The organism is Roseovarius arcticus, assembly GCF_006125015.1.
GTDB lineage: Bacteria > Pseudomonadota > Alphaproteobacteria > Rhodobacterales > Rhodobacteraceae > Roseovarius > Roseovarius arcticus.
Window position 1 is genome coordinate 2,444,595 of the sequence record NZ_SZZN01000001.1, and the last position, 22,478, is coordinate 2,467,072.

Consider the following 22,478-nt stretch of genomic DNA (forward strand, 5'->3'; position numbering starts at 1 on the left):
CCCTCTATCGCGGCAGCTGGGCCTTTTCGCCGCGTTAGTTTGCGCCTATCTGAGCGGGTATGAAAGCCCTGCCCCTCATCGCCGCGCTCGCGCTGTCCGTTTTTGCGCCGTTCGGCGCAGCGATGGCCGATTGCGCCGTGCTGATCCACGGACTTGCGCGCAGCGACGCGTCGTTTCTGGTGATGGAGGAGGCATTGGAGCTGAAGGGCATGCAGGTCGTGCGCCCCTCCTACCCGTCAACCGAGGCGCGCATCTCGGTGCTGGCCAATGAGGCGCTGCCTGCGGCGGTGGCCGCCTGCGGCGATCAGAAAGTGCACTTTGTCACACATTCAATGGGCGGTATCCTGCTGCGTGCGTGGCTGCCGGGCCACCGGCCTGAAAATATGGGCCGGGTAGTGATGATGGCCCCGCCGAACCATGGCAGCCAGGTGGTCGACGAACTCGCGGGCCTTGAGCTGTTCGAGTGGTTTAACGGCCCCGCCGGGATGCAACTGGAAACCGGGCCGGGCACATATACCGAAACGCTGCCCGACGTCGATTTCGAATTGGGAATTATCGCCGGCACACGCTCGCTCAACCCATACTTCTCGCTCCTGCTTGAGGGGGCGGACGATGGCAAGGTATCGGTCGCGTCCACCCGCGTGGACGGCATGACCGACCACATCGAATTACCGGTCACGCATACATTTATGATGAATAATCCCATGGTCATCGCGCAGGTCGAGACGTTTCTGACCACCGGCGCCTTCGATCACGATATGGACTTGACCGATTTATTCTGGTGGGGCGATCCGTGACGCTGGAGCTATGTTTTGAGGGCGCCCGCGTGCTGCGCCCCGGTGGGTTGGATGATGCCCCGCTCAGCATAAAGGGCGGGCGCATTGCGAGCGGCGGCGGGCGCGTGGTGGATCTAACAGGATTTACCATTCTGCCTGGCATCGTCGACGCTCATGGTGACGGGTTTGAGAGGCATCTGGCCCCCCGGCGCGGCGCGATGAAGGACATCAGCGAGGGCCTGATCGCGGCCGAGGCCGAGCTGGCGGCGAATGGTATCACGACAGCTATTCTCGCTCAGTTCTATAGCTGGGAGGGGGGGATGCGCGGCCCTGAGTTTGCGCAGCGCGTGATGGAGGGGCTGGGCCGCATCCGCACGGACGTGATGACTGATCTGCGCGCGCAGCTACGGTTTGAGACGCCAATGGTCGACGATTATGGCACCATCGCCGCGTTCATTGCGGCGCATGACATCGGATATGTCGTCTTTAACGATCACCTACCGCACGACGCGCTGGCGGCGGGCAAGCGGCCACCGCGCCTGACAGGCCAGGCCCTGCGCATAGGGCGCAATCCGGAAAAACACCTCGCGGCGATGCAGGCCTTGCATAACGGGATGCACAGGGTGCCGGGCGCGCTAGCAGTGCTGACCGCTGATCTGGCGGCTGCAGGCGTCCTGATGGGCAGCCATGATGATCGCAGCGCCGAGGGGCGTGCAGGCTGGAGGGCGCTCGGCGTGGCTATTACCGAGTTTCCGGAAACGATAGACGCCGCCGAGGCCGCACGCACGTCCGGTGATGCGATCATCATGGGCGCGCCCAACGTGGTGCGAGGCGGCTCGCATAACGGCAACGCCAGCGCGCCCGACATGGTGGCAATGGACCTCGTCGATGCGCTCGCGTCAGACTACCATTACCCCTCGCTCAGACGCGCGGCGTTTTTGTTGGCCGATGCGGGCGTACGCGATCTGGCCGGGGCGTGGCACCTTGTTTCAAAGGGGCCGGCGCAGTTGCTGGGCCTATCCGACCGGGGCGATCTGAACGTGGGCCAACGCGCCGATCTGGTGATAATCGACAGCAAGACGCGCCGCGTTGCGGCCACCCTCGCAGGCGGTAGAATAAGCCATCTAACCGGGATCGCAGCCCAACGGATGATTGGCTAACACAGCCTTTGCAGCAGTCGGCGAAACCTTGCAGGCGCGGCGCAGCAATGGCTTTCGCAATTTGCGACTGTTGCGTAGTGTGAAACAAACGCAGGCAGGGGAGAGGCGCATATGACCCATTGGATCAAAGGCTGGCTCGCAGTCATCGCGATCGCGACGCCTGTTGCTGCGGCTGCCGATGCAGGCCCTACCTTGCGATCCGACAGCACATCGGAGGTCATAGTGGCGGCGGCGAATGTTGTGCGTCCCGTCCTGCGGCCCGAGGGCGTCCAGCGCGCAAGCGAGCGGCTTGCGGCATCAGATGCAGGCTTTCGCACTTGGATCGCCGGATTTCGCAGCCGCGCCATTGTGGCAGGTATCCGCAAACCCACGCTCGACGCCGCGTTCGCCGGGGTGCGCTATGATGCGGGCGTGATCCGCCGGGATCGCAATCAGTCCGAATTTTCCAAACAGATCTGGGATTATCTGGATACTGCCGTGTCGCCCGCCCGTGTCGCTAATGGCCGCAAGGCGCTGGACCACAACAGCGCAGCCTTGGACCAGATCGAGGCGCGATTCGGCGTCGATAAGGAGGTAGTCGCCGCCATCTGGGGCCTCGAGAGCGCATTTGGCGCCGTGCGGGGAGGCGAGCCGCTGATCGGATCGCTGGCCACGCTTGCCTATGACGGACGGCGCGGCGAGTTTTTCGAAGAGCAGTTGGTAGCGGCGTTGAAAATCGTACAGGCTGGCGACGTAGCCCCCCGCGCAATGACCGGCAGCTGGGCTGGAGCAATGGGGCACACGCAGTTCATGCCGACATCCTACCTGTCCCATGCGGTCGATTTCACCGGCGATGGGCGGCGCGATATATGGTCGGAGGACCCCACCGACGCATTGGCCTCGACCGCCGCATATCTAAAGCATTTTGGCTGGACCAAGGGACAGCCTTGGGGTGTCGAAGTGCGACTGCCAGCATCCTTTGACCCCTCCCTCGCGCGGCGCGCGCTGACGCGTAATCCCGCCGAATGGGCGAATGAAGGGGTCCGCGACACGGCAGGTCGCAAGGTGCCTAACTATGGACGGGCGTCCATCCTGCTGCCCGGTGGATCAGATGGCCCAGCCTTCATGATCTTTGATAACTTTGCGGTAATTGAACGCTACAACAAGGCCGACGCATATGTCATCGGCGTCGGCCATTTGTCAGATAGGCTCAAAGGCGGCCCGGCGATCCAGGCTGAATGGCCACGCCAGCACCGCGCGATCAGCGCCTCGCAGCGCAAGGAGATCCAGCGCCGCCTTCAGCGCCGCGGCTTTGGCGTCGAAAAAATAGACGGCATCATCGGGCCGAACACCATTGATGCGATCCGCGCGTTTCAGAAATCCGCAGGGCTGGGGGCAGACGGCTTTCCAACACAGGATCTACTGACGGCTCTGGGGCGCTAGGGCTGCTATTTGGATATTTAAGGCAAGAAGAAAGAAGCGGGGACGTGAGGCTTTTTGCATCTTCTGGCCTGACGTTTCTTGGCCGGAGCATCTAAACTTTTGCTGCGGGCGTGCTGCAATAGCAAAGGGGCCGCCCGGTGAGGCGACCCCTTCTTTGTCTGGCGTCTGGTTTGGTGCGGTCGAGGCTCTTTGCAGTTGGCTGGGCCAAACGCCTGCCGCCTCGACCATATCGGATTTCGCTGGGCGAAAACCTTACATCATTCCGCCCATGCCACCCATGTCGGGCATGCCGCCACCGCCGCCGCCGTCCTTGGACGGTCTGTCGGCAACCATGGCTTCGGTCGTGATCAAGAGGCCAGCAATCGAGCCTGCGTCCTGAAGTGCGTGACGCACGACTTTGGCGGGGTCGATGACGCCGAACTTGAACATGTCGCCATATTCTTCGGTCTGCGCGTTAAAGCCGAACTTGGGATCATTGCTCTCGCGGATTTTGCCCGCGACGACGGAGCCGTCGACGCCTGCGTTCTCAGCGATCTGGCGAAGCGGTGCTTCGAGTGCCTTGCGAACGATAGAAATACCGACCGTCTGGTCGTTATTCTCGCCCTCAAGACCATCCAGAACTTTGCCAGCCTGGATCAGGGCAACACCGCCGCCTACGACGATACCTTCCTGCACTGCTGCGCGGGTGGCGTTCAGCGCATCATCGACGCGGTCTTTACGCTCTTTGACTTCGGTTTCGGTCATGCCACCGACGCGGATCACAGCAACACCGCCGGCCAGTTTGGCCACGCGCTCTTGCAGCTTCTCTTTGTCGTAGTCGCTGGTTGTCTCTTCGATCTGGTTGCGGATCTGAGCGACGCGCGCCTCAATCTCGGCCTTTTCGCCAGCGCCATCAACGATGGTGGTGGTGTCTTTGGTGATCGAGATCTTCTTGGCGGAACCAAGCATGTCCATCGTGACGGACTCAAGCTTCATGCCCAGATCTTCGGAGATGACCTGACCGCCGGTGAGGATCGCGATGTCCTGCAGCATTGCCTTGCGGCGATCGCCAAAACCGGGTGCCTTAACTGCTGCGATCTTCAGACCGCCGCGCAGCTTATTCACGACCAGAGTTGCCAAGGCTTCGCCTTCGACGTCCTCAGCAATGATCAGCAGCGGCTTTTGCGACTGGATGACCTGCTCAAGCAGTGGAACCATTGGCTGAAGCGACGACAGCTTCTTTTCGTGCAGCAGGATGATGCAGTCCTCAAGGTCGGCAATCATCTTGTCGCTGTTGGTCACGAAATAGGGGCTGAGGTAGCCGCGGTCGAACTGCATACCCTCGACAACATCGGTCTCGGTCTCGAGGCCTTTGTTCTCTTCGACGGTGATGACACCCTCGTTGCCGACTTTTTGCATCGCGTCTGCGATCTGCTGGCCGATTTCTTTTTCGCCGTTGGCGGAAATGGTGCCGACCTGCGCGACTTCGGCGCTATCGGACACATCACGAGCAGCCTTGCGGATCTCTTCGACGACTTTGGCGGTCGCGAGGTCGATGCCGCGCTTGAGGTCCATCGGGTTCATGCCCGCTGCAACTGATTTCATACCTTCGCGAACGATGGCCTGAGCCAGAACCGTCGCTGTGGTCGTGCCGTCACCGGCTTCGTCATTGGTACGCTGGGCAACTTCCTTGACCATCTGCGCGCCCATGTTCTCGAACTTGTCTTCCAGTTCGATCTCTTTGGCGACAGAAACACCGTCTTTGGTGATGCGCGGTGCGCCGAACGACTTGTCCAACACCACGTTGCGGCCTTTGGGGCCCAGTGTGACTTTGACAGCGTCGGCCAGAATATTAACGCCCTTGAGCATCTTATTGCGGGCGTCGGTACTGAATTTGACGTCTTTAGCAGCCATTTCTCAATTTCCTTCGAATTAGTGGAAAGGGGTCAATGCGCGCCCTGCCCGGACTTTGCGTCTGGGGGCCGGCGCTGCATCGTGCGATATCAGGCCAATTTGCCCAGAATATCGCTCTCCTTCATGATCAGCAGCTCTTCGCCGTCGATCGTGATTTCGGTGCCGGACCATTTGCCGAACAGAATGCGATCGCCGGCCTTCACAGCCATTTCGATCAGCTCGCCGCTATCCTTGCGTGCGCCTTCGCCAACCGAGACGATTTCGCCTTCGCTGGGCTTCTCTTTGGCGCTATCGGGGATGATCAAGCCACCCTTAGTTTTTTCTTCGCCTTCGACGCGGCGCACAAGTACGCGGTCATGCAACGGTTTAAATGCCATCTCTGAGGCTCCCTTAGCTCAAAGTTACGTTTCGTTGGCCCACTTTTCGGGGCCGTTAGCACTCGCCTTGAGTGAGTGCTAACGACGGGTAGGTAAGCAAGGAGGGGGCCCGTGTCAACTAGGCTGAAGTGCAATTCGGCGGCCATTAGCTCAAGTTTGGTTTAAGCCGGGCACGCGCTGGCACGGCGGGATCTGCAGCTGATGCCAGTCGAGGTTGATCGGGGCCGAAGCAGTCGGCGCCGAACACCGCAAGCTAAGCGCAAATTTCCCTATCCGCTGGCAGATGACGAACTACCTGCGCAATCAGCCAGCGGTTGGCGCATCCGGAATGTAGTTGCTTGCCAGTGCTGTGACGCCTTGATCGCTCAGCGCATAGACCCCGCGCGCGACCCTGCAGAACCAGCCGTGATGGTTGTCAGCCATGATGCGCGTTGCCCGGCCGACGCTCGCGCCTCGCGCGACGTCTGCGCCTTTTGCGGTGCCTGCCCCGGCCAGGTAGGCAGCACAGGCTAGCGCGTCCTGCCGATACGATGTCATAACCTGCCCGTTCGTGCCGCCATGAGTAGGATCGCCCACACGCGCCTCAAATTCGCGCATCAGTCGCCCGCGCCGCGCCGGCGATTTGCGCGGCTGAAACGGGCCGGGCACCGCGTGTTCCTGCACCTCGCCGCCCGCCATCCGCACCGACAATACGCCCAGCCCCAGACGGCGGCAAAGGCCAAGGTTACCCTTGAAACTACGCCAGCCCGCCTTGCCACTCCAGCGGGGGACGGCCACATAAACCGCGTCGCATACTGCCTGCCGCGCCACGGCCTGTTGCAGAAGGACGAGGGAAAAACCCAGCTTTAACTCTACGATTAACATCTGCGTTTCGGCCTGCGCCACAACGTCGGCGGCGCCCACCTCACCCTTGACGGTGTATCCCTGCTCCTCCAGCCACGCTTTCACGGGTGGATACAGATCGGTTTCGGCAATTTTATCCATATGCGCCAGATTGGCCGCGCCCCGCCCCCGTGACAAGCCCGAATGCTGCGCCTATAAGCTGCGCAAAACCGCAATTCTCAAGACAAGGACCGCGCCTCATGACAACCCTCGTATTCGGCCACACCTCCCCCGACACCGACAGCACCGGATCGCCCATCATCTGGGCGTGGTACCTCAATGAGATCAAGGGCGAGGATGCCAAGCCTGTCCTTCTGGGCAAGCCGAACACCGAGGCTGCGTTCATGCTAAAGCATTGGAAGCTGGACACGCCCGATATCATTGAGGACGTCGAGGCGGATCAGCCTGTGGTCATCGTCGACACGAACAACCCGTCCGAACTACCCCCCAGCATTAACAGCGCCGATATCCGCAGCATCATCGACCATCACCGCCTCGTTGGCGGACTTGAGACCCGCGGTCCGCTGGAAATCCGGATTGAGCCGTTGGCCTGCACCGCTACCCTCATGTGGAAGATGATCGGCAAGGACATGGCCCAGATGCCTGAGAGCATCAAAGGCGCAATGCTATCGTGCATCCTCAGCGATACGCTGGAATTCCGCAGCCCAACCACGACGCAAGAAGACGAGGCGATCGCCCATGATCTGGCCGAGCAACTGAACGTCGATATTGGCGATTATTCGGCCCAAATGTTCGCGGCGAAATCTGACGTCTCGGAATTTTCCGATGCGGAACTTCTGCGCATGGACAGCAAGGAATTTGAACTGCCCGGCGCCAAATTTCGTGTCTCAGTGCTAGAGACGACAGCGCCCAAGGTCGTGCTGGATCGCAAGGACAGCCTCATGAAGTCGATGGAGACTGTCGCTGCCGAAGACGGCGTCGATCAGGTGCTGCTATTCGTTGTGGATATCCTCAATGAGGAGGCAACACTGCTGATACCAAACGATATGGTTAAAACGCTGGCCGAGAAATCTTTTGGCGTTGCGCCCACTGGCGATACCGTAGTTCTGCCCGGCGTGATGAGCCGCAAAAAGCAGATCATTCCCAATCTCAAGCTGTAATCCATGATCGGCCTATCCCACCCGGCGGCGCTGGGTGGCTATCTACTGGTCGTGAACGCGGTGACGTATCTGGCCTTTCTGCGCGACAAACGGCGGTCTGTCGCGCGGGAATGGCGCACGCCCGAAAAGCGCCTGCTAACGCTAGCAATCATCGGCGGTTGGCCCGCGGCCAAATTGGCGCAGCGCAGATTGCGGCACAAGACACGCAAGCAGCCGTTTGCTTTTAGGCTGAACATGATCGGTGTCGCATGGGCATGGGTGTTGTTTCTGCTGCTCGCCGCACCCTATTTGCTCTTTCTATTGTCGATCTCGCCGGGTCCGTAGAAGCCGCGCTACATGTCTAGCTCTATCGTTACATGGCCAATTCCATGCCCCTTCTCCAGCCGCTCGCGAATCGCAGCCTTGACTGTTGCTGGGTCGCTGCCCTCCTCAAGCGTGACGGTCATCGTGACCATGGGCCTTTCTTGGGTGACGGACCACGCATGGACATGACTGATATCGCGTAGCCCTGGAATGTCGTCGCACAGCGCCTTGACCACGGCACGACGGTCGAAACCTTCTGGCGCGCCCTCCAGTAGGATATGCCCACTTTGCGCCACCACCGACCAAGCAGAGCGCAGGATGATGAACGCAACAAGCACCGAAAGGATCGGGTCAATCGGCGTCCAGCCTGTCCAGATGATGACAATTGCGGCCGCCAACGCCGCAACCGATCCCAGCAGGTCGCCCATCACATGAAGCGCGGCGGCGCGCACGTTCAGATTCTCGCCCTCTCCGCCGCGGGTAAGGACCAAGATGGCCACAATGTTCACCGCCAAACCGGCCAGCGCGACCCATAGCATGACACCGCCCATCACGTCCTGAGGGTGACCTAGCCGCTGAACGGCCTCCCACAGGATCCATGCGGCAATGACAAACAGCGACATTCCGTTGACGAAGGCGGCCAGCACCGAAAAACGGTCAAAGCCGTAGGTCCGCTTCGAATCTGCCGGACGGCGGGCCAGCCGAAAGCCGAGCCACGCCAGTATCAGCGACGCGAAATCAGTCAGCATATGCCCCGCATCCGCGATCAGCGCGAGCGAGCCTGAGATGACCCCGCCGGCCACCTCGGCCAGCATGAACGTGCCCGTCAGCGCGGCGGCGATGGCGATCTTAGTCTCATTCTTGGGGATGTGCGAATGATCGTGGCCGGCGTGGCCGTGGTCTGAATGATCTTGCATGATGTCCTGCCTTTTGCAGGCCAATCTGCTGGATGTGGCGCTGCGCTGCAACCACACTCCGCTCTGGCGTTGCTGCCCTGTGCCTGCCATATCTGCCCCAAACACCGCGCAGGAGACAGCCATGACCCAGATCATCCAATCACTCGACGAAATTTCCAGCCGCTATGACGCAGCGTTCGTCGATCTGTGGGGTTGCCTGCACAATGGCGAGACGGCGTATCCAGAAGCGGTAGAAGCGATGCGCCGCTACCGCGCAGGCGGCGGAACCGTGGTGCTGGTCACAAACTCGCCAAAATCACGCACGGGTGTCGAGGGGCAATTGGCCGAGTTTGGCGTGCCCAAGGACGCCTATGACGCCATTGCCACATCAGGCGATTCGGCCCGCGCCGCGATGTTTCGCGGTGTCGTCGGAGAGAAGGTCTATGTCATGGGCGCATGGGACAGCGACAAAGGCTTTTTTGAGCCGCTGGATGTCATCGAGAATCCGGTGACTATCACGTCTGTTCCGTTGGAAGACGCGACAGGCATCGTCTGCGTCGGTCCGTTCGATCCGATGGCCGATCCATCAGTCAACCGCCCCGATTTCCTCTATGCCAAGCAAAAGGGGCTAAAGCTGCTCTGCGCCAATCCCGATATCGTCGTGGACCGCGGCAGCAAGCGCGAATGGTGCGCGGGCGCTTTGGCGCGGCTCTATACGGAAATGGGGGGGACGAGCCTCTATTTTGGCAAGCCGCATCCACCGATATACGACTTGGCACGTCGGCGACTGGCCGCCCTTGGCAAGGACGTCGGCGAGAACAGTATACTGGCTATCGGCGATGGCATCGGTACCGATGTTGCGGGCGCCATGGGCGAAAACCTTGATTCTCTGTTCATCACAGGCGGCCTTGCAGCAGGTGAGACGCACGACGGCGATCAGCCCGATCCGGCGCGGCTAGAGGCATACTTGCAGCGCGAACAGACCAGCCCGACATACACCATCGGCCATCTGCGCTGATCTCAAGGCCGAACAATACGACAGCATGTTTCCTGCATCACGCCCGCTTTAGGGGTTGATTTTCTGCGCTTGCAAAGTAATAAAGTTCCAATCTGGGCCGCCCATGCGTCCTAATATTACTTAGCGGGTTACACGGGAGGGCCTCATGTTGGATAATCTGCCACGCGGCACAATCTGCATCGAAGACATCGAAATTGGGATGATACGCCATCTGCGTAAGGTCATCACCGACCGCGATATTGAGCTGTTTGCCGAGGTATCAACCGACCGCAACCCTGTGCACCTGGACGACGCTTACGCCCGCGATACGATTTTCGAGGGCCGTATCGCGCACGGAATGCTGACCGCCGGGCTGATTTCTGCCGTGATCGGCGAGCAGCTGCCGGGTCATGGCACCGTTTATATGGGCCAGTCGCTAAAATTTCTGGCCCCCGTGCGCCCCGGCGACATGGTAACCGCCGAAGTCGAGGTAATCTCCATCGATCCCGCCAAGCGCCGCGTCGGACTGGATTGCCGCTGCATGGTGGATGGTAAAAAGGTGCTGATCGGCGAGGCGACCGTGATGGCCCCGTCGCGCAAGTTCGACTAAAGCGCCTAGCGCTGCGCTGCATCTCGCGTTTTTAGCGAAACGCGTTGGACGCCACTTGCATCATGCGCTTGCGAACGGCAATGCGCCGCGCTAGGCCTGCATGATGCGTATTTTCCACGATTACAGGGCCGTCCCGGCCAATGCCAAAGGCGCCAGCGCCGCCATCGGTAATTTCGACGGCGTCCATCTGGGCCACCGTGCCGTCATCGACCTTGCGCGCAGCAAAGGTGAGGCCATTGGCGCGCCGCTCGGCATCTTGACGTTTGAGCCGCATCCCCGCGAATTTTTTGCGCCGGACGCGCCGCCCTTTCGCTTGATGAGCCCTGCCGCACGCGCCAGCCGTCTGGCCAAGCTGGACGTTGATCTGCTCTATCAAGCGCCCTTCAATGCGGCGATGGCCGCGCTTAGCCCGCGCGAGTTTGCTCAGACGGTACTTAAAGACGGCCTCGGCCTCGCTCATGTCGTCGTCGGTCGCGACTTCCGTTTTGGCAAGGGGCGCGCGGGTGATGCCGGTATGCTAACCGAATTCGGTGCTGAGATGTGTTTTGCCGTCACCGCCGCCGACCTGCTGGAGGGGCAGAGCGGCGAGGTCAGTTCTACCGCGATCCGCCGCGCGCTTAGCGATGGTCTTCCGCAAGAGGCGGCCGCGATGCTGGGCCATTGGCACCGGATCGAAGGCACAGTGATGGGCGGCGAACAGCGCGGGCGCGAGCTGGGATATCCCACCGCCAACATGTCGATTGCGGGCCTGCACCCACCGCGCTTTGGCGTCTATGCTGTGCGGGTCGACGTGCTGAACGGCACGCATGCGGGGGAGTATATCGGTGCCGCATCGCTGGGCGTTCGGCCCATGTTCGACGGCGAAATGCCGAACCTCGAGACGTTTCTTTTTGATTTCTCGGGCGATCTGTACGGCGCCGATATGTCCGTCGCGCTGGTTGATTATCTGCGCCCCGAGGCAAAATTTGATAGCCTAGAGGCGTTCATCGCCCAGATGGATGCCGATTGCGCGCAGGCACGCCGCATATTGGAGGCCCTATGACAGCCCCCCTGCGCCCCCGCTTTTGGGAGGATACCCCGCCCAGCCGCATGACGCGTCCCGAGTGGGAGGCGCTGTGTGACGGCTGCGGCAAGTGCTGCATGAACAAGTTGGAGGACGAGGATACTGGCGAGGTTGTGATGACCCGCGTCGCCTGCCGCCTTTTCGACGATACCACCTGCCAATGCGCGCAGTATCCGATCCGCCACAAGTTCGTGCCGGAATGTATCGTGCTGAAACCGACCAATATGGACGCAAACCTCTACTGGATGCCCGAAACCTGCGCCTACAAACTGCTGTGGCAAGGCAAGAAGCTGTATGACTGGCACCCGCTGATCTCGGGCGATCCGCAGACAGTGCATGACGCCCGCGTGTCGATGCAAAGCCGGACTGTGCCGGAATTCGAGATCGACGAAGACGACTGGGAAGACCATATCATCGAGGAGCCTACCTGATGTATTTCGCCTCCGACAATTCCGGCCCGATGCACCCTGCAGTCGCGCAGGCAATGATCGCTGCCGATACCGGCTATCAGCCTAGCTATGGCACTGATCCTATCATGGACGGCGTGCGCGCGCAGATTCGTGGGATCTTTGAGGCGCCAGAGGCGGCTGTTTATCTGGTGGCAACAGGAACAGCCGCCAACGCCCTCGCTCTGGCGACGCTGGCCCAACCGTGGGAGACGGTGTTCTGCACGCCACTCGCGCATATCAACGTCGATGAATGCCACGCGCCGGAATTTTATACCGGCGGTGCCAAGCTGAGCCTTGTGGGCGCTGGTGACAAAATGACGGCAGAACAGCTGCGCGCCCGGATTGAGAGCTGGCCCAAGGGCGATGTGCACACGTCGCAGCGCGGCCCGGTGCAACTGACGCAAGTGACCGAGATGGGGCGCCTCTATACGTTGGGCGAGTTGCACGCGTTGACCAGCACCGCGCGCGAATACGGCCTGCCCACCTTTCTGGATGGGGCGCGGTTTGCCAATGCGTTGGTTGCGCTGGATTGCTCGCCCGCTGAAATGACGTGGAAGGCCGGCATCGACGCACTTAGCCTTGGTGGCACGAAAAACGGCTGCGCGGGTGTCGAGGCGGTGATTTTCTTTGACCCGAAACATGCCTGGGAATTTGAGCTGCGGCGCAAGCGCGGTGCGCATCTATTCTCCAAGCATCGGTATCTGTCGGCGCAGATGCAGGGCTATCTGGATGGCGATATCTGGCTAGAGGCCGCGCGCGCCGCCAACGCCAACGCCGCCCGGCTGGCGGCAGGCCTGCGCAGCGTGCCCAAGCTGGAGTTCGTGGAGAAGCCAGAGGCCAACATGATTTTTGCCACCCTGCCCCGGCACGAACATCAGCGGCTCAAGGCGGCAGGCGCGGTCTACGGCCTTTGGGGCGATCTGGAGGGGGACGCGGACGAACGGCTGATGATGCGCCTTGTCTGCGACTGGTCCATATCGCATGAGATGATCGACGCGTTCATATCGCTGGCAAAGGGTTAATCCGCAAGCCGGGCTAACATATGCGTCTGTCAAACGTCCTGAAGAAATCGCAGCACCTCGGCGCTTACCTGCGCCGGATGTGTCGCCACCGACATATGCCCTGCCCCGCCAATCACGCCGCGCTGTGCGTTTGGTAGCCGCGATGCCAGCCCTTCGTTGATGGCAGGGATGATCGCCGGCGCGTCGCTTCCCTCCAGCAGCAGCACAGGGATGTTGACCGCCTCCAGAACTCCGGGTTCCAGCATCCCGCCGACATCGTCATATAGCGCCGGACCTGCCGCCGCGATCAATGGCATTTGCTGCGCGATGCGCGCCTGCTGATCCGCGCTAAACTTGGACCATGGCCGCCCGCCGCCCCATGCGGCCACGAACCCTTGGGCAGCAAGCGCAAGATCACCCGCCGCCATCGCCACGTCAAAGGCGTGTTTTTCCGCCAGATGGGCAGCGCAGGCATCGGGACGCGCGCGCAAACCGACAGCGAAAAAGACCGGCTCGATCATCACCAAGGAGCGCACGAGGTCTGGCCGTTCTATCGCCAGCTTCAACGCCACAACCGCGCCGAAGCTGTGGCCGATTACGTCCATCGGCGCGGCGTCCTTGGCAAAATCTGCGGCGATGCCCGCGCAAACTGCGCTCATCTCGCCGCGGGCGTCCCAAACATCGCTGCGTCCATGCCCCGGCAGATCGAACGCCGTCATGGTCAGCGCACCGGACAAATCGCGCGCCATGCTGCCCCAAACGCCAGCCTCTGCAAGGCTGCAATGGATCAGCAGGGCCGCACGCGGGCCTTGCCCGAAAGTCGTCCACGACGTGCCAAATCCGCCCTTGAGTCCGCGTGGCATGTTAGTCCAACGCCCAAAAATGCAGCAGAGGGACGTAAAAATAATAGGGCAGGTCCATATTTTCGGGCCTCCTTTGGCTACGGCAGCTTTGCCAGACCCTAAGCCCATGCTAAGCCGTGTCAACGCCGCGAATCTGCCAATTCAGCCACGCACGGGAACCCATCACATGTCATCCAGTTCAGAACCGAAATTGATCTCGGGCAATGCCAACATGCCGCTGGCCACTGCAATCGCCCGGCGCATGTCGATGCACCGGGGGGTCAATGTCGGCCTCGTCGATGCGCGGGTCGAGCGGTTTAACGATGGCGAGATTTTCGTCGAGGTGTTCGAAAACGTGCGCGGCGAGGATATGTTTATCATCCAGCCGACATCGAACCCAGCGAATGACAACCTGATGGAGCTGCTGATTATGGCAGACGCGCTGCGCCGCTCGTCCGCGTCGCGCATCACTGCCGTCATCCCCTATTTTGGCTACGCGCGGCAGGATCGCCGGTCCAAGGCGCGCACGCCCATCTCGGCCAAGCTGGTCGCCAACATGCTGGTTGAGGCTGGCATTGAGCGGGTCCTGACGATGGACCTGCATGCGGCCCAAATCCAAGGTTTCTTTGATATTCCGGTAGATAACCTCTATGCGTCGCCGGTATTCGCGCTGGACATCATGAAGCAGTTCAAGGGTAGCCTTGACGATGTCATGATCGTATCACCTGATGTTGGCGGCGTCGCGCGCGCACGCGAATTGGCCAAGCGGATCAACGCGCCACTCAGTATCGTGGACAAGCGCCGCGAAAAGGCTGGCGAAGTGGCCGAAATGACGATCATCGGCGACGTGACAGGTAAAAAGTGCATTATCGTCGACGACATGTGCGACACGGCCGGTACCCTCTGCAAAGCGGCCGAGGTGCTGATGGAAAACGGCGCGTCCGAGGTCCACGCCTACACCACACACGGCGTTATGTCTGGCCCGGCGGTGGACCGGATCACGAACTCCGTGCTGAAATCCATGGTCATTACCGACACGATCGCGCCAACCGATGCTGTGCGCGCCACGCCTAATATCCGCATCATCCCTACCGCGCCGGTCTTTGCCCAGGCGATCCTGAACATCTGGAACGGCACGTCGGTGTCGTCGCTGTTCGAGACGCCTACGCTGGAGCCGGTTTATGAAGGGCAGTTCGGGAATTGATAGGGGCATTTGCCCCCCGCGGCCTCAAGGGGATAGTCAGCCTCTGACGCTGCATCCAGCGACTTAGTAGAGATCCCAGTCATCTTCGTGAGATACTTCGCCAATCGCCATCCAGCGCACGCGGGCGCGGGCGATGCGGGTGTCGGCCCATGTGCGGAACGCAACTTCGAAACCAACCTCGGTGATTGCCTCGGCGCTGACCTCAACCCGCGCGTTCGTGCGGCTATCAATATCCCACATCGACAGGGCGCAATGGACCGCAGGCGGCGTGCGGAAACGCTCGGTGAAGCGGACGGTATGGACGCGCGTGCGCTCGCCCTCGCCGGTCCACATGGCCCCGCCTTTTTCAAAGTCAGTGAACAGGACCAATTCGCCCTGATCTATCCCCATAAGTTTCGTGTCGATGCGTTTCATACCAATTTAACCGTTACCCATCCGCAGACCTACACAACGTTTTCGGCAGAAATATGATCCAACATTAAAAAAGGGCCTGCAATATAATGCAGGCCCCTTAATCATCGCGCCGCACAGGCCCGCAGATCAATATCCGCTGAGGCCCATATGCTCGCCCATGGCGACCATGTCAGCAAGCAGCTTGGCCGCGTCGTCGACAGGGCCAGGCTCGTTCACGAATGTCTCGCGCGCCTTGGTCAGACGGTTATTTGCATCCTCGACAAGGGCCTTGAATCGCTCTTGCGTCATGTCCGAGCGGTGGATCGCTTGCTCGGCCAAGACCGACACGCTATCGCCGTTGATCTCGGCAAAGCCGCCCGTGACGGCGTATTCTTCCTCGCCCTTGTCTGAAATGACGCGGACGATCCCAGGGCGCAGAGTAGTGATGAGGGGCGAGTGGTCGGCCATGGCCGTCAGATCGCCCTCGGCGCCCGGTATCTGTACTTCGCGCGCCTGAACCGATGTCAGAAGGCGCTCGGGCGATACCAGATCGAATTGCACTGTGTCAGCCATGGGTGGCCTCCTTCTTGAAGCGGGTGTTCGTGGCGAAATGCCGGACCGCACACTGGCGGTCCGGCAGATGCATTATGCGGCGTCGGCGGCCATACGCTCGGCCTTGGCCTTCACGTCTTCAATGCCGCCAACCATGTAGAAGGCACCTTCGGGCAGGTGGTCATACTCACCCGCGACAACGGCTTTGAACGACGAAATCGTCTCTTCCAGCGGAACCTGAACACCGTCAGAGCCGGTAAAGACCTTGGCGACGTCGAAAGGCTGCGACAGGAAGCGTTGGATTTTCCGGGCACGTGCTACGGTCAGCTTGTCCTCCTCAGACAACTCGTCCATGCCGAGGATCGCGATGATGTCCTGCAGCGACTTGTAGCGCTGAAGAATACCCTGAACATCGCGGGCCACCTGGTAATGCTCCTCGCCGACGACGGACGGGTCCATCAGGCGCGATGTCGAGTCGAGCGGGTCAACGGCCGGGTAGATACCCAGCTCGGAGATGGCGCGCGACAGAACGGTTGTGGCATCAAGGTGCGCAAACGAGGTCGCAGGCGCAGGGTCGGTCAGGTCGTCCGCAGGAACGTAGACGGCCTGCACGGACGTGATCGAGCCCTTGTTTGTCGATGTAATCCGCTCTTGCATCTGGCCCATATCGGTGGCCAGCGTAGGCTGGTAGCCCACAGCCGAAGGGATACGGCCCAGCAAGGCGGACACTTCGGAGCCGGCCTGCGTGAAGCGGAAGATGTTGTCGACGAAGAACAGAACGTCTGTACCCGACTGGTCGCGGAACTGCTCGGCCAATGTCAGGCCGGTCAGGGCAACACGCATACGCGCGCCGGGAGGCTCGTTCATCTGGCCGTACACCAGCGCCACTTTGGACTCTTGGAGGTTATCGGGGACGATAACGCCGGATTCGATCATCTCGTGATAAAGGTCGTTACCTTCGCGCGTCCGCTCGCCCACACCGGCGAAAACCGAGAAGCCCGAGTGCACTTTGGCGATGTTGTTGATCAGTTCCATAATCAGAACCGTCTTGCCCACGCCGGCACCGCCGAAGAGGCCAATTTTACCACCCTTGGCATAGGGGGCCAGCAGGTCGACGACCTTGATGCCTGTCACCAGAACGATCGACTCGGTCGACTGATCGGCAAAGGGGGGCGCGTCGTTGTGGATCGAGCGTTCTTCTTCGCGCGACACTGGGCCGCCTTCGTCCACAGGCTCTCCCACGACGTTCAGGATGCGACCCAGCGTGGCGTTCCCCACGGGGATGGTGATCGGACCATCGGTGTCGGTCACTTCCTGGCCGCGAACCAGACCTTCGGTCGCGTCCATCGCGATGGTGCGAACAGTGTTCTCGCCAAGGTGCTGGGCCACTTCCAGCACCAGCTTCTTGCCGTTGTTGTCTGTGGTCAGGGCGTTCAGGATCTGAGGCAGGTGGTCGCCGAACTGAACGTCGACCACGGCGCCGATCACCTGAGTGATTTTGCCTTTTGCATTAGCCATGTGTCTCTCCGTCTCGTTTCTAGAGCGCCTCAGCGCCCGAAATAATTTCAATCAGCTCGTTCGTGATCACAGCCTGACGCGAACGGTTGTACTGGATGGTCAGCTTGTCGATCATCTCGCCTGCGTTGCGGGTAGCGTTGTCCATCGCAGACATCCGCGCGCCCTGTTCGGACGCCCCGTTTTCCAGCAAGGCTGCAAAGATTGCCGTGGCCACACCGCGCGGCAGAAGGTCGGCCAGAATAGCCGCCTCGTCCGGCTCGTAGTCATAGAAAGCGGCGTCGCCGTCTTCTTCGGGTGCGTCGAAATCGGCCGGGATGATCTGCTGCGATGTCGGGATTTGCGTGACCACGTTCTCAAACTCAGCAAAGTAGATTTTGGCCACGTCGAAATCGCCGGCATCAAACCGGTTCAGCACCTCGGTCGCCACGCCCTGTGCGTCGGCATAACCGATGCGTTTGACGTCAGAGAAATCCACGTGATGCACGAAATACTTGCTGTACTCGCGGCGCATCGAATCGCGGCCCTTCTTACCGACGGTGATGATCTTAACCGTCTTGCCTTCGGCGATCAGCTTGGTCGCCTCCTGCTTTGCCAGCTTGGCGATGTTGGCGTTGAAACCGCCGCAAAGGCCGCGCTCCGACGTCATCACGATCAGCAGGTACGTCTGGTCTTTGCCTGTGCCACTCAGCAAACGAGGTGCGCCCTCGGATTTGCCAACCGACGATGCGAGGCGCCCCATAACGGCGTTAAAACGCTCGGTATAAGGGCGCGCCGCTTCAGCCGCCTCCTGCGCGCGGCGAAGCTTCGCCGCGGCGACCATTTGCATGGCCTTGGTGATCTTGCGGGTCGATTTGACCGACGCGATCCTGTTTTTCAGGTCTTTGAGATTCGGCATTGCCTTATCTCCCCCTTATTCCAAGTCTGCTATGCGAAGTCGGCGGCAAATTCGTCGAGAACTGCCCGGATCTTGTCCTCGGCGTCGCCCTTGATCTTGGGGTCTTCCTTGGTGATCCAGTCCAGCAGATCCGAGTGCTTGCCGCGCAGATGTTTGAGCAGACCAGCCTCAAAACGGCCGACGTCCTTGACCGGGATCTTGTCCAGATAGCCTTTGGTGCCTGCAAAAATGACGCAGACAATCTCGGCGTTTGTCAGGGGCGAATACTGCGGCTGCTTCATCAACTCGGTCAGGCGCGCACCACGGTTCAGCAACTGCTGAGTGGCAGCATCAAGGTCTGAGCCGAACTGGGCAAAAGCCGCCATTTCGCGGTACTGAGCCAGCTCCAGCTTGACCGGGCCCGCGACAGATTTCATCGAGTTCGTCTGAGCGGAGGAGCCAACACGGCTAACCGACAGACCGGTGTTCACGGCGGGTCGGATGCCCTGATAGAACAGCTCGGTTTCGAGAAAGATCTGGCCGTCGGTGATCGAAATCACGTTGGTCGGGATAAACGCCGACACGTCGCCGCCTTGCGTCTCGATGATCGGCAGGGCCGTAAGCGAGCCGGAGCCGTTGTCCTCGTTCAGCTTGGCAGACCGCTCCAGCAAGCGAGAGTGGAGATAGAAAACGTCACCGGGATAGGCCTCACGGCCGGGCGGGCGGCGCAGCAGAAGCGACATCTGGCGATAAGCCACGGCTTGCTTGGACAAATCATCATAGACGATCAGTGCATGACGGCCATTGTCGCGGAAATGCTCGGCCATCGCTGTCGCGGAATAGGGTGCAAGGAACTGCATCGGCGCGGGATCAGAGGCGGTGGCAGCGACGACGATGGAGTATTCCATCGCGCCAGTTTCTTCGAGCTTCTTCACCAGCTGCGCAACTGTCGAGCGTTTCTGGCCGATGGCGACATAGACGCAATACAGCTTCTTGCCTTCGTCGTCGCCCGCGGCGTCGTTGATCGACTTCTGGTTCAGCATCGCGTCAAGGGCGATTGCGGTCTTGCCTGTCTGGCGGTCACCAATGATCAGCTCGCGCTGGCCACGGCCGATGGGGATCATCGCGTCGACGGATTTGATACCAGTCGCCATTGGCTCATGCACGGATTTGCGCGGGATAATGCCCGGCGCCTTTACGTCGGCGATGCCGCGCTCTTTGGTGTCGATAGGGCCTTTGCCGTCCAGTGGATTGCCCAGGCCATCAACAACGCGGCCCAGAAGCGCATCACCAATTGGCACGTCCACGATGGACTTGGTGCGCTTGACGGTGTCGCCTTCCTTGATGTCGCGGTCAGAGCCGAAGATCACGATACCAACGTTGTCGGCCTCGAGGTTCAGAGCCATGCCCATAATGCCACCGGGGAACTCGACCAGTTCGCCGGCCTGAACATTGTCCAGACCGTGAACGCGGGCGATGCCGTCACCGACAGACAGAACCCGGCCAACTTCGGCCACTTCGGCCTCTTGGCCGAAATTCTTGATCTGGTCCTTCAGGATTGCAGAAATCTCTGCCGCTTGGATACCCATTTATCCGACCTCTTTCATTGAATTCTGGAGCGATGCAAGCTTGGAGCGGATCGACGTGTCGATCATCTTCGAGCCCACTTTTACGACAAGACCGCCGATGAGACTTTCATCAACGGTCGCATTGATCTTGACCTCTTTGCCGATATTGGCCTTGAGCGTCTTGATGAGTTTGTCTGACTGCGCTTTCGTCAGGGCCTTGGCGCTGGTCACCTCTGCCTGCACTTCGCCTTTGCTGTCCGCGATCATGGCGCGCAACTGCGAAATCAGCTGGGGCGCGGCGAACAGGCGGCGCTTTTGTGCCATCAGGCCCAGACCACGCGCCAGCGCTGGCGTTAATTTCAAATGTGCGGCGATGGCCGACATCGCACTGGCCTGCTCGGCCCGGCTAACGATGGGGCTGGCGATCATGTCACGCAGATCGGTGCTGACGTCCAGCGCCTCGGCCAGCGCGTCGACGCTAGACTCCAATTTGGGCAGGCGGCTGTTTTCTTGGGCAATCTCAAAGATCGCGGTCGCATAGCGTTCGGCGATACCCGAGGAGATCGAAGCTGGTTCGGACACGTCCACCCTTTCGACAATTAGGCCCCTGCGACAGACACAAGATGCATCTGAGGGGCGTTGGAGAGCTTTGGCAACTCTTATCACTGTAATCCGGCGTGGGTCTAGCAGAGCCTTTGCCACTTGCCAAGTTGCTATGCGGCACCCAAATGGCGCAGTAAGTCCTTTGCTTTCAAGGTGTTGTCTTTGGTGCGATGCATTGCGCGACATTTTGGGGCGAAAAAAATATGTGCCGACGCTGACCTATGGCGATTCTAGCGAGGGCATATAGGGGACACATTCGCAGCCCCGTACGCGCCGCCGCGCACTTAACGAGGCAGAGCATTGGTGAACGATCTAGCCTGCACAGACAGTTACTAGATCTGCCCGGCGACTGGCTTTGGCTGGGGTGCCAGCGCCTCCAGTGGTTTGCGCACGCTGGCGCGCAGGCCCGGTCCGCGCGGCGCATGCACGCGCTTGGTCGCCTCTACCATCAACACGCCGCCGGCGGCTATCATCGATAGGTTGCCGCCCAGACGCTCCCACATTCCAGCCGTCTTACGCCAGAAGCTGCGCGTGCTGGGCGGCTGATAAAGCGTGGTCATGTGCCGTTCGGGCAGGAAATTGTGGGATTTCAGCAACGTCTCTAACTGGGTCTGGCTATAAGGCCGTCCCGATCCAAAGGGTGTGCGATCGCTGCGCGACCACAGCCCTGCCCGGTTCGGCACCACGAACAGCGCGGACCCCCCCGGCCCCAGCACGCGCCAGCATTCGTCCAGCAAATCAGCCGGCCGCTCGCTCGCCTCCAGTCCGTGCATCACCAGCAGTTTGTCGACGTGACCCGTCTCGATGGGCCACATAGTTTCCTCGCACAAGACCGAAATATTGGGCATCTTTTGCGGCCAGGCGATCACGCCCTGAGGGCCGGGCATTAGCGCAATAGTGCGCCGCGCGGTTGCCAGATAGGGCCGCAGGAACGGCAGGGCGAATCCAAAACCGACCACCGTCTGGCCCTTGGCCTCAGGCCAGATATCGGCGATCTGCGCGCGCACAGTTTTCTGAACAGCCCGCCCCAGCGTGCTGCGGTAGTAGAAATTCCGTAACTCCTGAACGTCGACATGCATTGCGGTGTCGCCCCTGATCCGTCACGCTGGAGACTAGCTGATGACGCGGGCCGGGAAAACACCCAAGAGATTCCGGCGCGCAAAACGACAAGGAGCCACTGATGCCGCTTGAGATCGCCACGATCCCCTGCCTATCCGACAACTACGCTTTTCTGGCCCATGATGCGGCCAGCGGCGCTACGCTATGCGTTGACGTACCAGAGGCCGGACCGATCATCGAGGCGCTTGACGAACGCGGCTGGACCCTGTCGCATGTACTACTAACGCATCACCATGCGGACCACGTGCAGGGGCTGGCGGCGTTATTGGCCGATCATCCCGCGCAAGTCATCGGCGCGCGCGCCGATGCGCATCGCCTGCCCGCACTGGATATCGCGGTGGCCGAGGGCGATCGCATCAGCATCGCGGATCAAATCGGCGACGTAATCGATGTGTCTGGCCATACTTTAGGCCATATCGCCGTGCATTTCCCAGCCAGCCATGCAGTATTTACCGCCGACAGCCTGATGGCGCTGGGGTGCGGCCGCCTTTTCGAGGGCACACCAGAGCAGATGTGGCACTCTCTTAAGAAGCTGATGGCGCTACCGCCCGAAACCAAGGTATACTCAGGCCATGAATACACGAGCAGTAACGCCAAATTCGCCCTCACCGTTGATCCTGACAATCCGGACCTTATATCTCGTTCCAAGGCGATAGAGACGGCCCGCAATCAGGGCCGCCCCACTGTTCCCAGCACCCTGGCCGATGAATTGGCCACCAACCCGTTCCTGCGCGCTGCAGATCCCGCCATTCGGGCACATCTGGGCCTTGCAGGAGCCACCGACGCCGCCGTCTTTGCCGAAATCCGTGCGCGCAAAGATGCCTTTTGACCCTAGCCCCCGCTCGCTGCGGCCCC

Annotated in this window: 24 protein-coding genes; 12 read left to right on the forward strand and 12 right to left on the reverse strand. The window is 60.6% G+C overall.

The annotated features are described in order from the left end of the window. Positions 1-59: 59 nt before the first annotated feature. The 3 genes from MK6180000_RS11655 (at position 60) to MK6180000_RS11665 (ending at position 3,358) form a co-directional block, all read left to right on the forward strand. Positions 60-797: an esterase/lipase family protein gene (locus MK6180000_RS11655; RefSeq protein WP_138934891.1), complete on the forward strand. Its 738-nt coding sequence runs from the start codon at positions 60-62 to the stop codon at positions 795-797. After that, entirely contained in the window at positions 794-1,936 is a 1,143-nt protein-coding gene (locus MK6180000_RS11660) for an alpha-D-ribose 1-methylphosphonate 5-triphosphate diphosphatase (protein WP_138934892.1), read from the forward strand. The genes MK6180000_RS11655 and MK6180000_RS11660 overlap by 4 nt, the downstream gene beginning before the upstream one ends. Before the next feature lie 111 nt (positions 1,937-2,047). Beyond that, a complete protein-coding gene (locus MK6180000_RS11665; RefSeq protein ID WP_138934893.1) occupies positions 2,048-3,358 on the forward strand; it encodes a lytic murein transglycosylase in 1,311 nt (436 codons plus the stop codon). Between the two features lie 252 nt (positions 3,359-3,610). Here MK6180000_RS11665 and groL read toward each other — a convergent pair whose 3' ends face one another. The 3 genes from groL to MK6180000_RS11680 form a co-directional block, all read right to left on the reverse strand. Beyond that, positions 3,611-5,251, reverse strand: coding sequence for a chaperonin GroEL (groL, locus tag MK6180000_RS11670; RefSeq protein ID WP_138934894.1), 1,641 nt, complete (start codon positions 5,249-5,251; stop codon positions 3,611-3,613). A gap of 89 nt (positions 5,252-5,340) precedes the next feature. Further along, the gene (locus MK6180000_RS11675; RefSeq protein WP_138934895.1) at positions 5,341-5,628 is read right to left on the reverse strand and encodes a co-chaperone GroES; all 288 of its coding nucleotides are present in this window, start codon (positions 5,626-5,628) and stop codon (positions 5,341-5,343) included. Positions 5,629-5,931: 303 nt separating this feature from the next. Next, entirely contained in the window at positions 5,932-6,612 is a 681-nt protein-coding gene (locus tag MK6180000_RS11680) for a DUF2161 domain-containing phosphodiesterase (RefSeq protein WP_138934896.1), read from the reverse strand. A gap of 98 nt (positions 6,613-6,710) precedes the next feature. On the opposite strand from MK6180000_RS11680, the gene MK6180000_RS11685 reads away from it, so the two are divergent. Both MK6180000_RS11685 and MK6180000_RS11690 read left to right on the forward strand, forming a co-directional pair. Beyond that, positions 6,711-7,631 carry a manganese-dependent inorganic pyrophosphatase gene (locus MK6180000_RS11685; protein WP_138934897.1) on the forward strand — a complete coding sequence of 307 codons (921 nt, stop codon included), beginning with the start codon at positions 6,711-6,713 and terminating at the stop codon, positions 7,629-7,631. Between the two features lie 3 nt (positions 7,632-7,634). Further along, positions 7,635-7,955: a DUF1294 domain-containing protein gene (locus MK6180000_RS11690; protein ID WP_138934898.1), complete on the forward strand. Its 321-nt coding sequence runs from the start codon at positions 7,635-7,637 to the stop codon at positions 7,953-7,955. An 8-nt stretch (positions 7,956-7,963) separates the two neighbouring features. Here MK6180000_RS11690 and MK6180000_RS11695 read toward each other — a convergent pair whose 3' ends face one another. Further along, positions 7,964-8,851: a cation diffusion facilitator family transporter gene (locus MK6180000_RS11695; protein ID WP_138934899.1), complete on the reverse strand. Its 888-nt coding sequence runs from the start codon at positions 8,849-8,851 to the stop codon at positions 7,964-7,966. Positions 8,852-8,972: 121 nt separating this feature from the next. Here MK6180000_RS11695 and MK6180000_RS11700 point away from each other — a divergent pair, with 121 nt between their 5' ends. The 5 genes from MK6180000_RS11700 (at position 8,973) to MK6180000_RS11720 (ending at position 12,971) form a co-directional block, all read left to right on the forward strand. After that, positions 8,973-9,848, forward strand: a complete 876-nt coding sequence (locus tag MK6180000_RS11700; protein WP_138934900.1) for a TIGR01459 family HAD-type hydrolase — start codon at positions 8,973-8,975, stop codon at positions 9,846-9,848. A gap of 145 nt (positions 9,849-9,993) precedes the next feature. Next, positions 9,994-10,437, forward strand: coding sequence for a MaoC family dehydratase (locus tag MK6180000_RS11705; protein WP_138934901.1), 444 nt, complete (start codon positions 9,994-9,996; stop codon positions 10,435-10,437). 103 nt (positions 10,438-10,540) lie between these two features. After that, positions 10,541-11,479, forward strand: coding sequence for a bifunctional riboflavin kinase/FAD synthetase (locus MK6180000_RS11710; protein WP_138936479.1), 939 nt, complete (start codon positions 10,541-10,543; stop codon positions 11,477-11,479). Further along, on the forward strand, positions 11,476-11,931 hold the full coding sequence (locus MK6180000_RS11715) for a YcgN family cysteine cluster protein (RefSeq protein ID WP_138934902.1): 456 nt from the start codon (positions 11,476-11,478) through the stop codon (positions 11,929-11,931). Before MK6180000_RS11710 ends, MK6180000_RS11715 begins: the two co-directional genes overlap by 4 nt. After that, entirely contained in the window at positions 11,931-12,971 is a 1,041-nt protein-coding gene (locus MK6180000_RS11720) for a threonine aldolase family protein (RefSeq protein ID WP_138934903.1), read from the forward strand. Before MK6180000_RS11715 ends, MK6180000_RS11720 begins: the two co-directional genes overlap by 1 nt. A 29-nt stretch (positions 12,972-13,000) precedes the next feature. Here the strand turns inward: MK6180000_RS11720 and MK6180000_RS11725 are convergent, their stop codons facing one another. Further along, entirely contained in the window at positions 13,001-13,813 is an 813-nt protein-coding gene (locus tag MK6180000_RS11725; RefSeq protein WP_138934904.1) for an alpha/beta fold hydrolase, read from the reverse strand. Positions 13,814-13,979: 166 nt separating this feature from the next. Between MK6180000_RS11725 and MK6180000_RS11730 the strand changes: the two genes are divergently transcribed. Then, complete coding sequence (locus MK6180000_RS11730) at positions 13,980-14,996, forward strand: ribose-phosphate pyrophosphokinase (RefSeq protein WP_138934905.1); 1,017 nt, start codon at positions 13,980-13,982, stop codon at positions 14,994-14,996. Between the two features lie 63 nt (positions 14,997-15,059). Here MK6180000_RS11730 and MK6180000_RS11735 read toward each other — a convergent pair whose 3' ends face one another. The 7 genes from MK6180000_RS11735 to MK6180000_RS11765 all read right to left on the reverse strand — a co-directional run bounded on the left by MK6180000_RS11735 (position 15,060) and on the right by MK6180000_RS11765 (position 21,583). Continuing rightward, on the reverse strand, positions 15,060-15,410 hold the full coding sequence (locus tag MK6180000_RS11735) for an H-type lectin domain-containing protein (protein WP_138934906.1): 351 nt from the start codon (positions 15,408-15,410) through the stop codon (positions 15,060-15,062). A gap of 126 nt (positions 15,411-15,536) precedes the next feature. Further along, positions 15,537-15,962 (reverse strand): F0F1 ATP synthase subunit epsilon, encoded by a 426-nt coding sequence (locus MK6180000_RS11740; protein ID WP_138934907.1) that lies wholly within the window; start codon positions 15,960-15,962, stop codon positions 15,537-15,539. Between the two features lie 72 nt (positions 15,963-16,034). After that, the gene (gene atpD, locus MK6180000_RS11745; protein ID WP_138934908.1) at positions 16,035-17,459 is read right to left on the reverse strand and encodes a F0F1 ATP synthase subunit beta; all 1,425 of its coding nucleotides are present in this window, start codon (positions 17,457-17,459) and stop codon (positions 16,035-16,037) included. A 19-nt stretch (positions 17,460-17,478) separates the two neighbouring features. Next, complete coding sequence (locus MK6180000_RS11750) at positions 17,479-18,354, reverse strand: F0F1 ATP synthase subunit gamma (RefSeq protein WP_138934909.1); 876 nt, start codon at positions 18,352-18,354, stop codon at positions 17,479-17,481. Positions 18,355-18,383: 29 nt separating this feature from the next. Then, positions 18,384-19,922 carry a F0F1 ATP synthase subunit alpha gene (gene atpA, locus MK6180000_RS11755; protein WP_138934910.1) on the reverse strand — a complete coding sequence of 513 codons (1,539 nt, stop codon included), beginning with the start codon at positions 19,920-19,922 and terminating at the stop codon, positions 18,384-18,386. Beyond that, positions 19,923-20,483 carry a F0F1 ATP synthase subunit delta gene (locus tag MK6180000_RS11760; RefSeq protein WP_246040499.1) on the reverse strand — a complete coding sequence of 187 codons (561 nt, stop codon included), beginning with the start codon at positions 20,481-20,483 and terminating at the stop codon, positions 19,923-19,925. Between the two features lie 353 nt (positions 20,484-20,836). After that, complete coding sequence (locus MK6180000_RS11765) at positions 20,837-21,583, reverse strand: methyltransferase domain-containing protein (protein ID WP_138934912.1); 747 nt, start codon at positions 21,581-21,583, stop codon at positions 20,837-20,839. Positions 21,584-21,684: 101 nt separating this feature from the next. Here MK6180000_RS11765 and gloB point away from each other — a divergent pair, with 101 nt between their 5' ends. Next, on the forward strand, positions 21,685-22,452 hold the full coding sequence (gloB, locus tag MK6180000_RS11770) for a hydroxyacylglutathione hydrolase (RefSeq protein ID WP_138934913.1): 768 nt from the start codon (positions 21,685-21,687) through the stop codon (positions 22,450-22,452). The last annotated feature ends 26 nt before the right edge of the window (positions 22,453-22,478 follow it).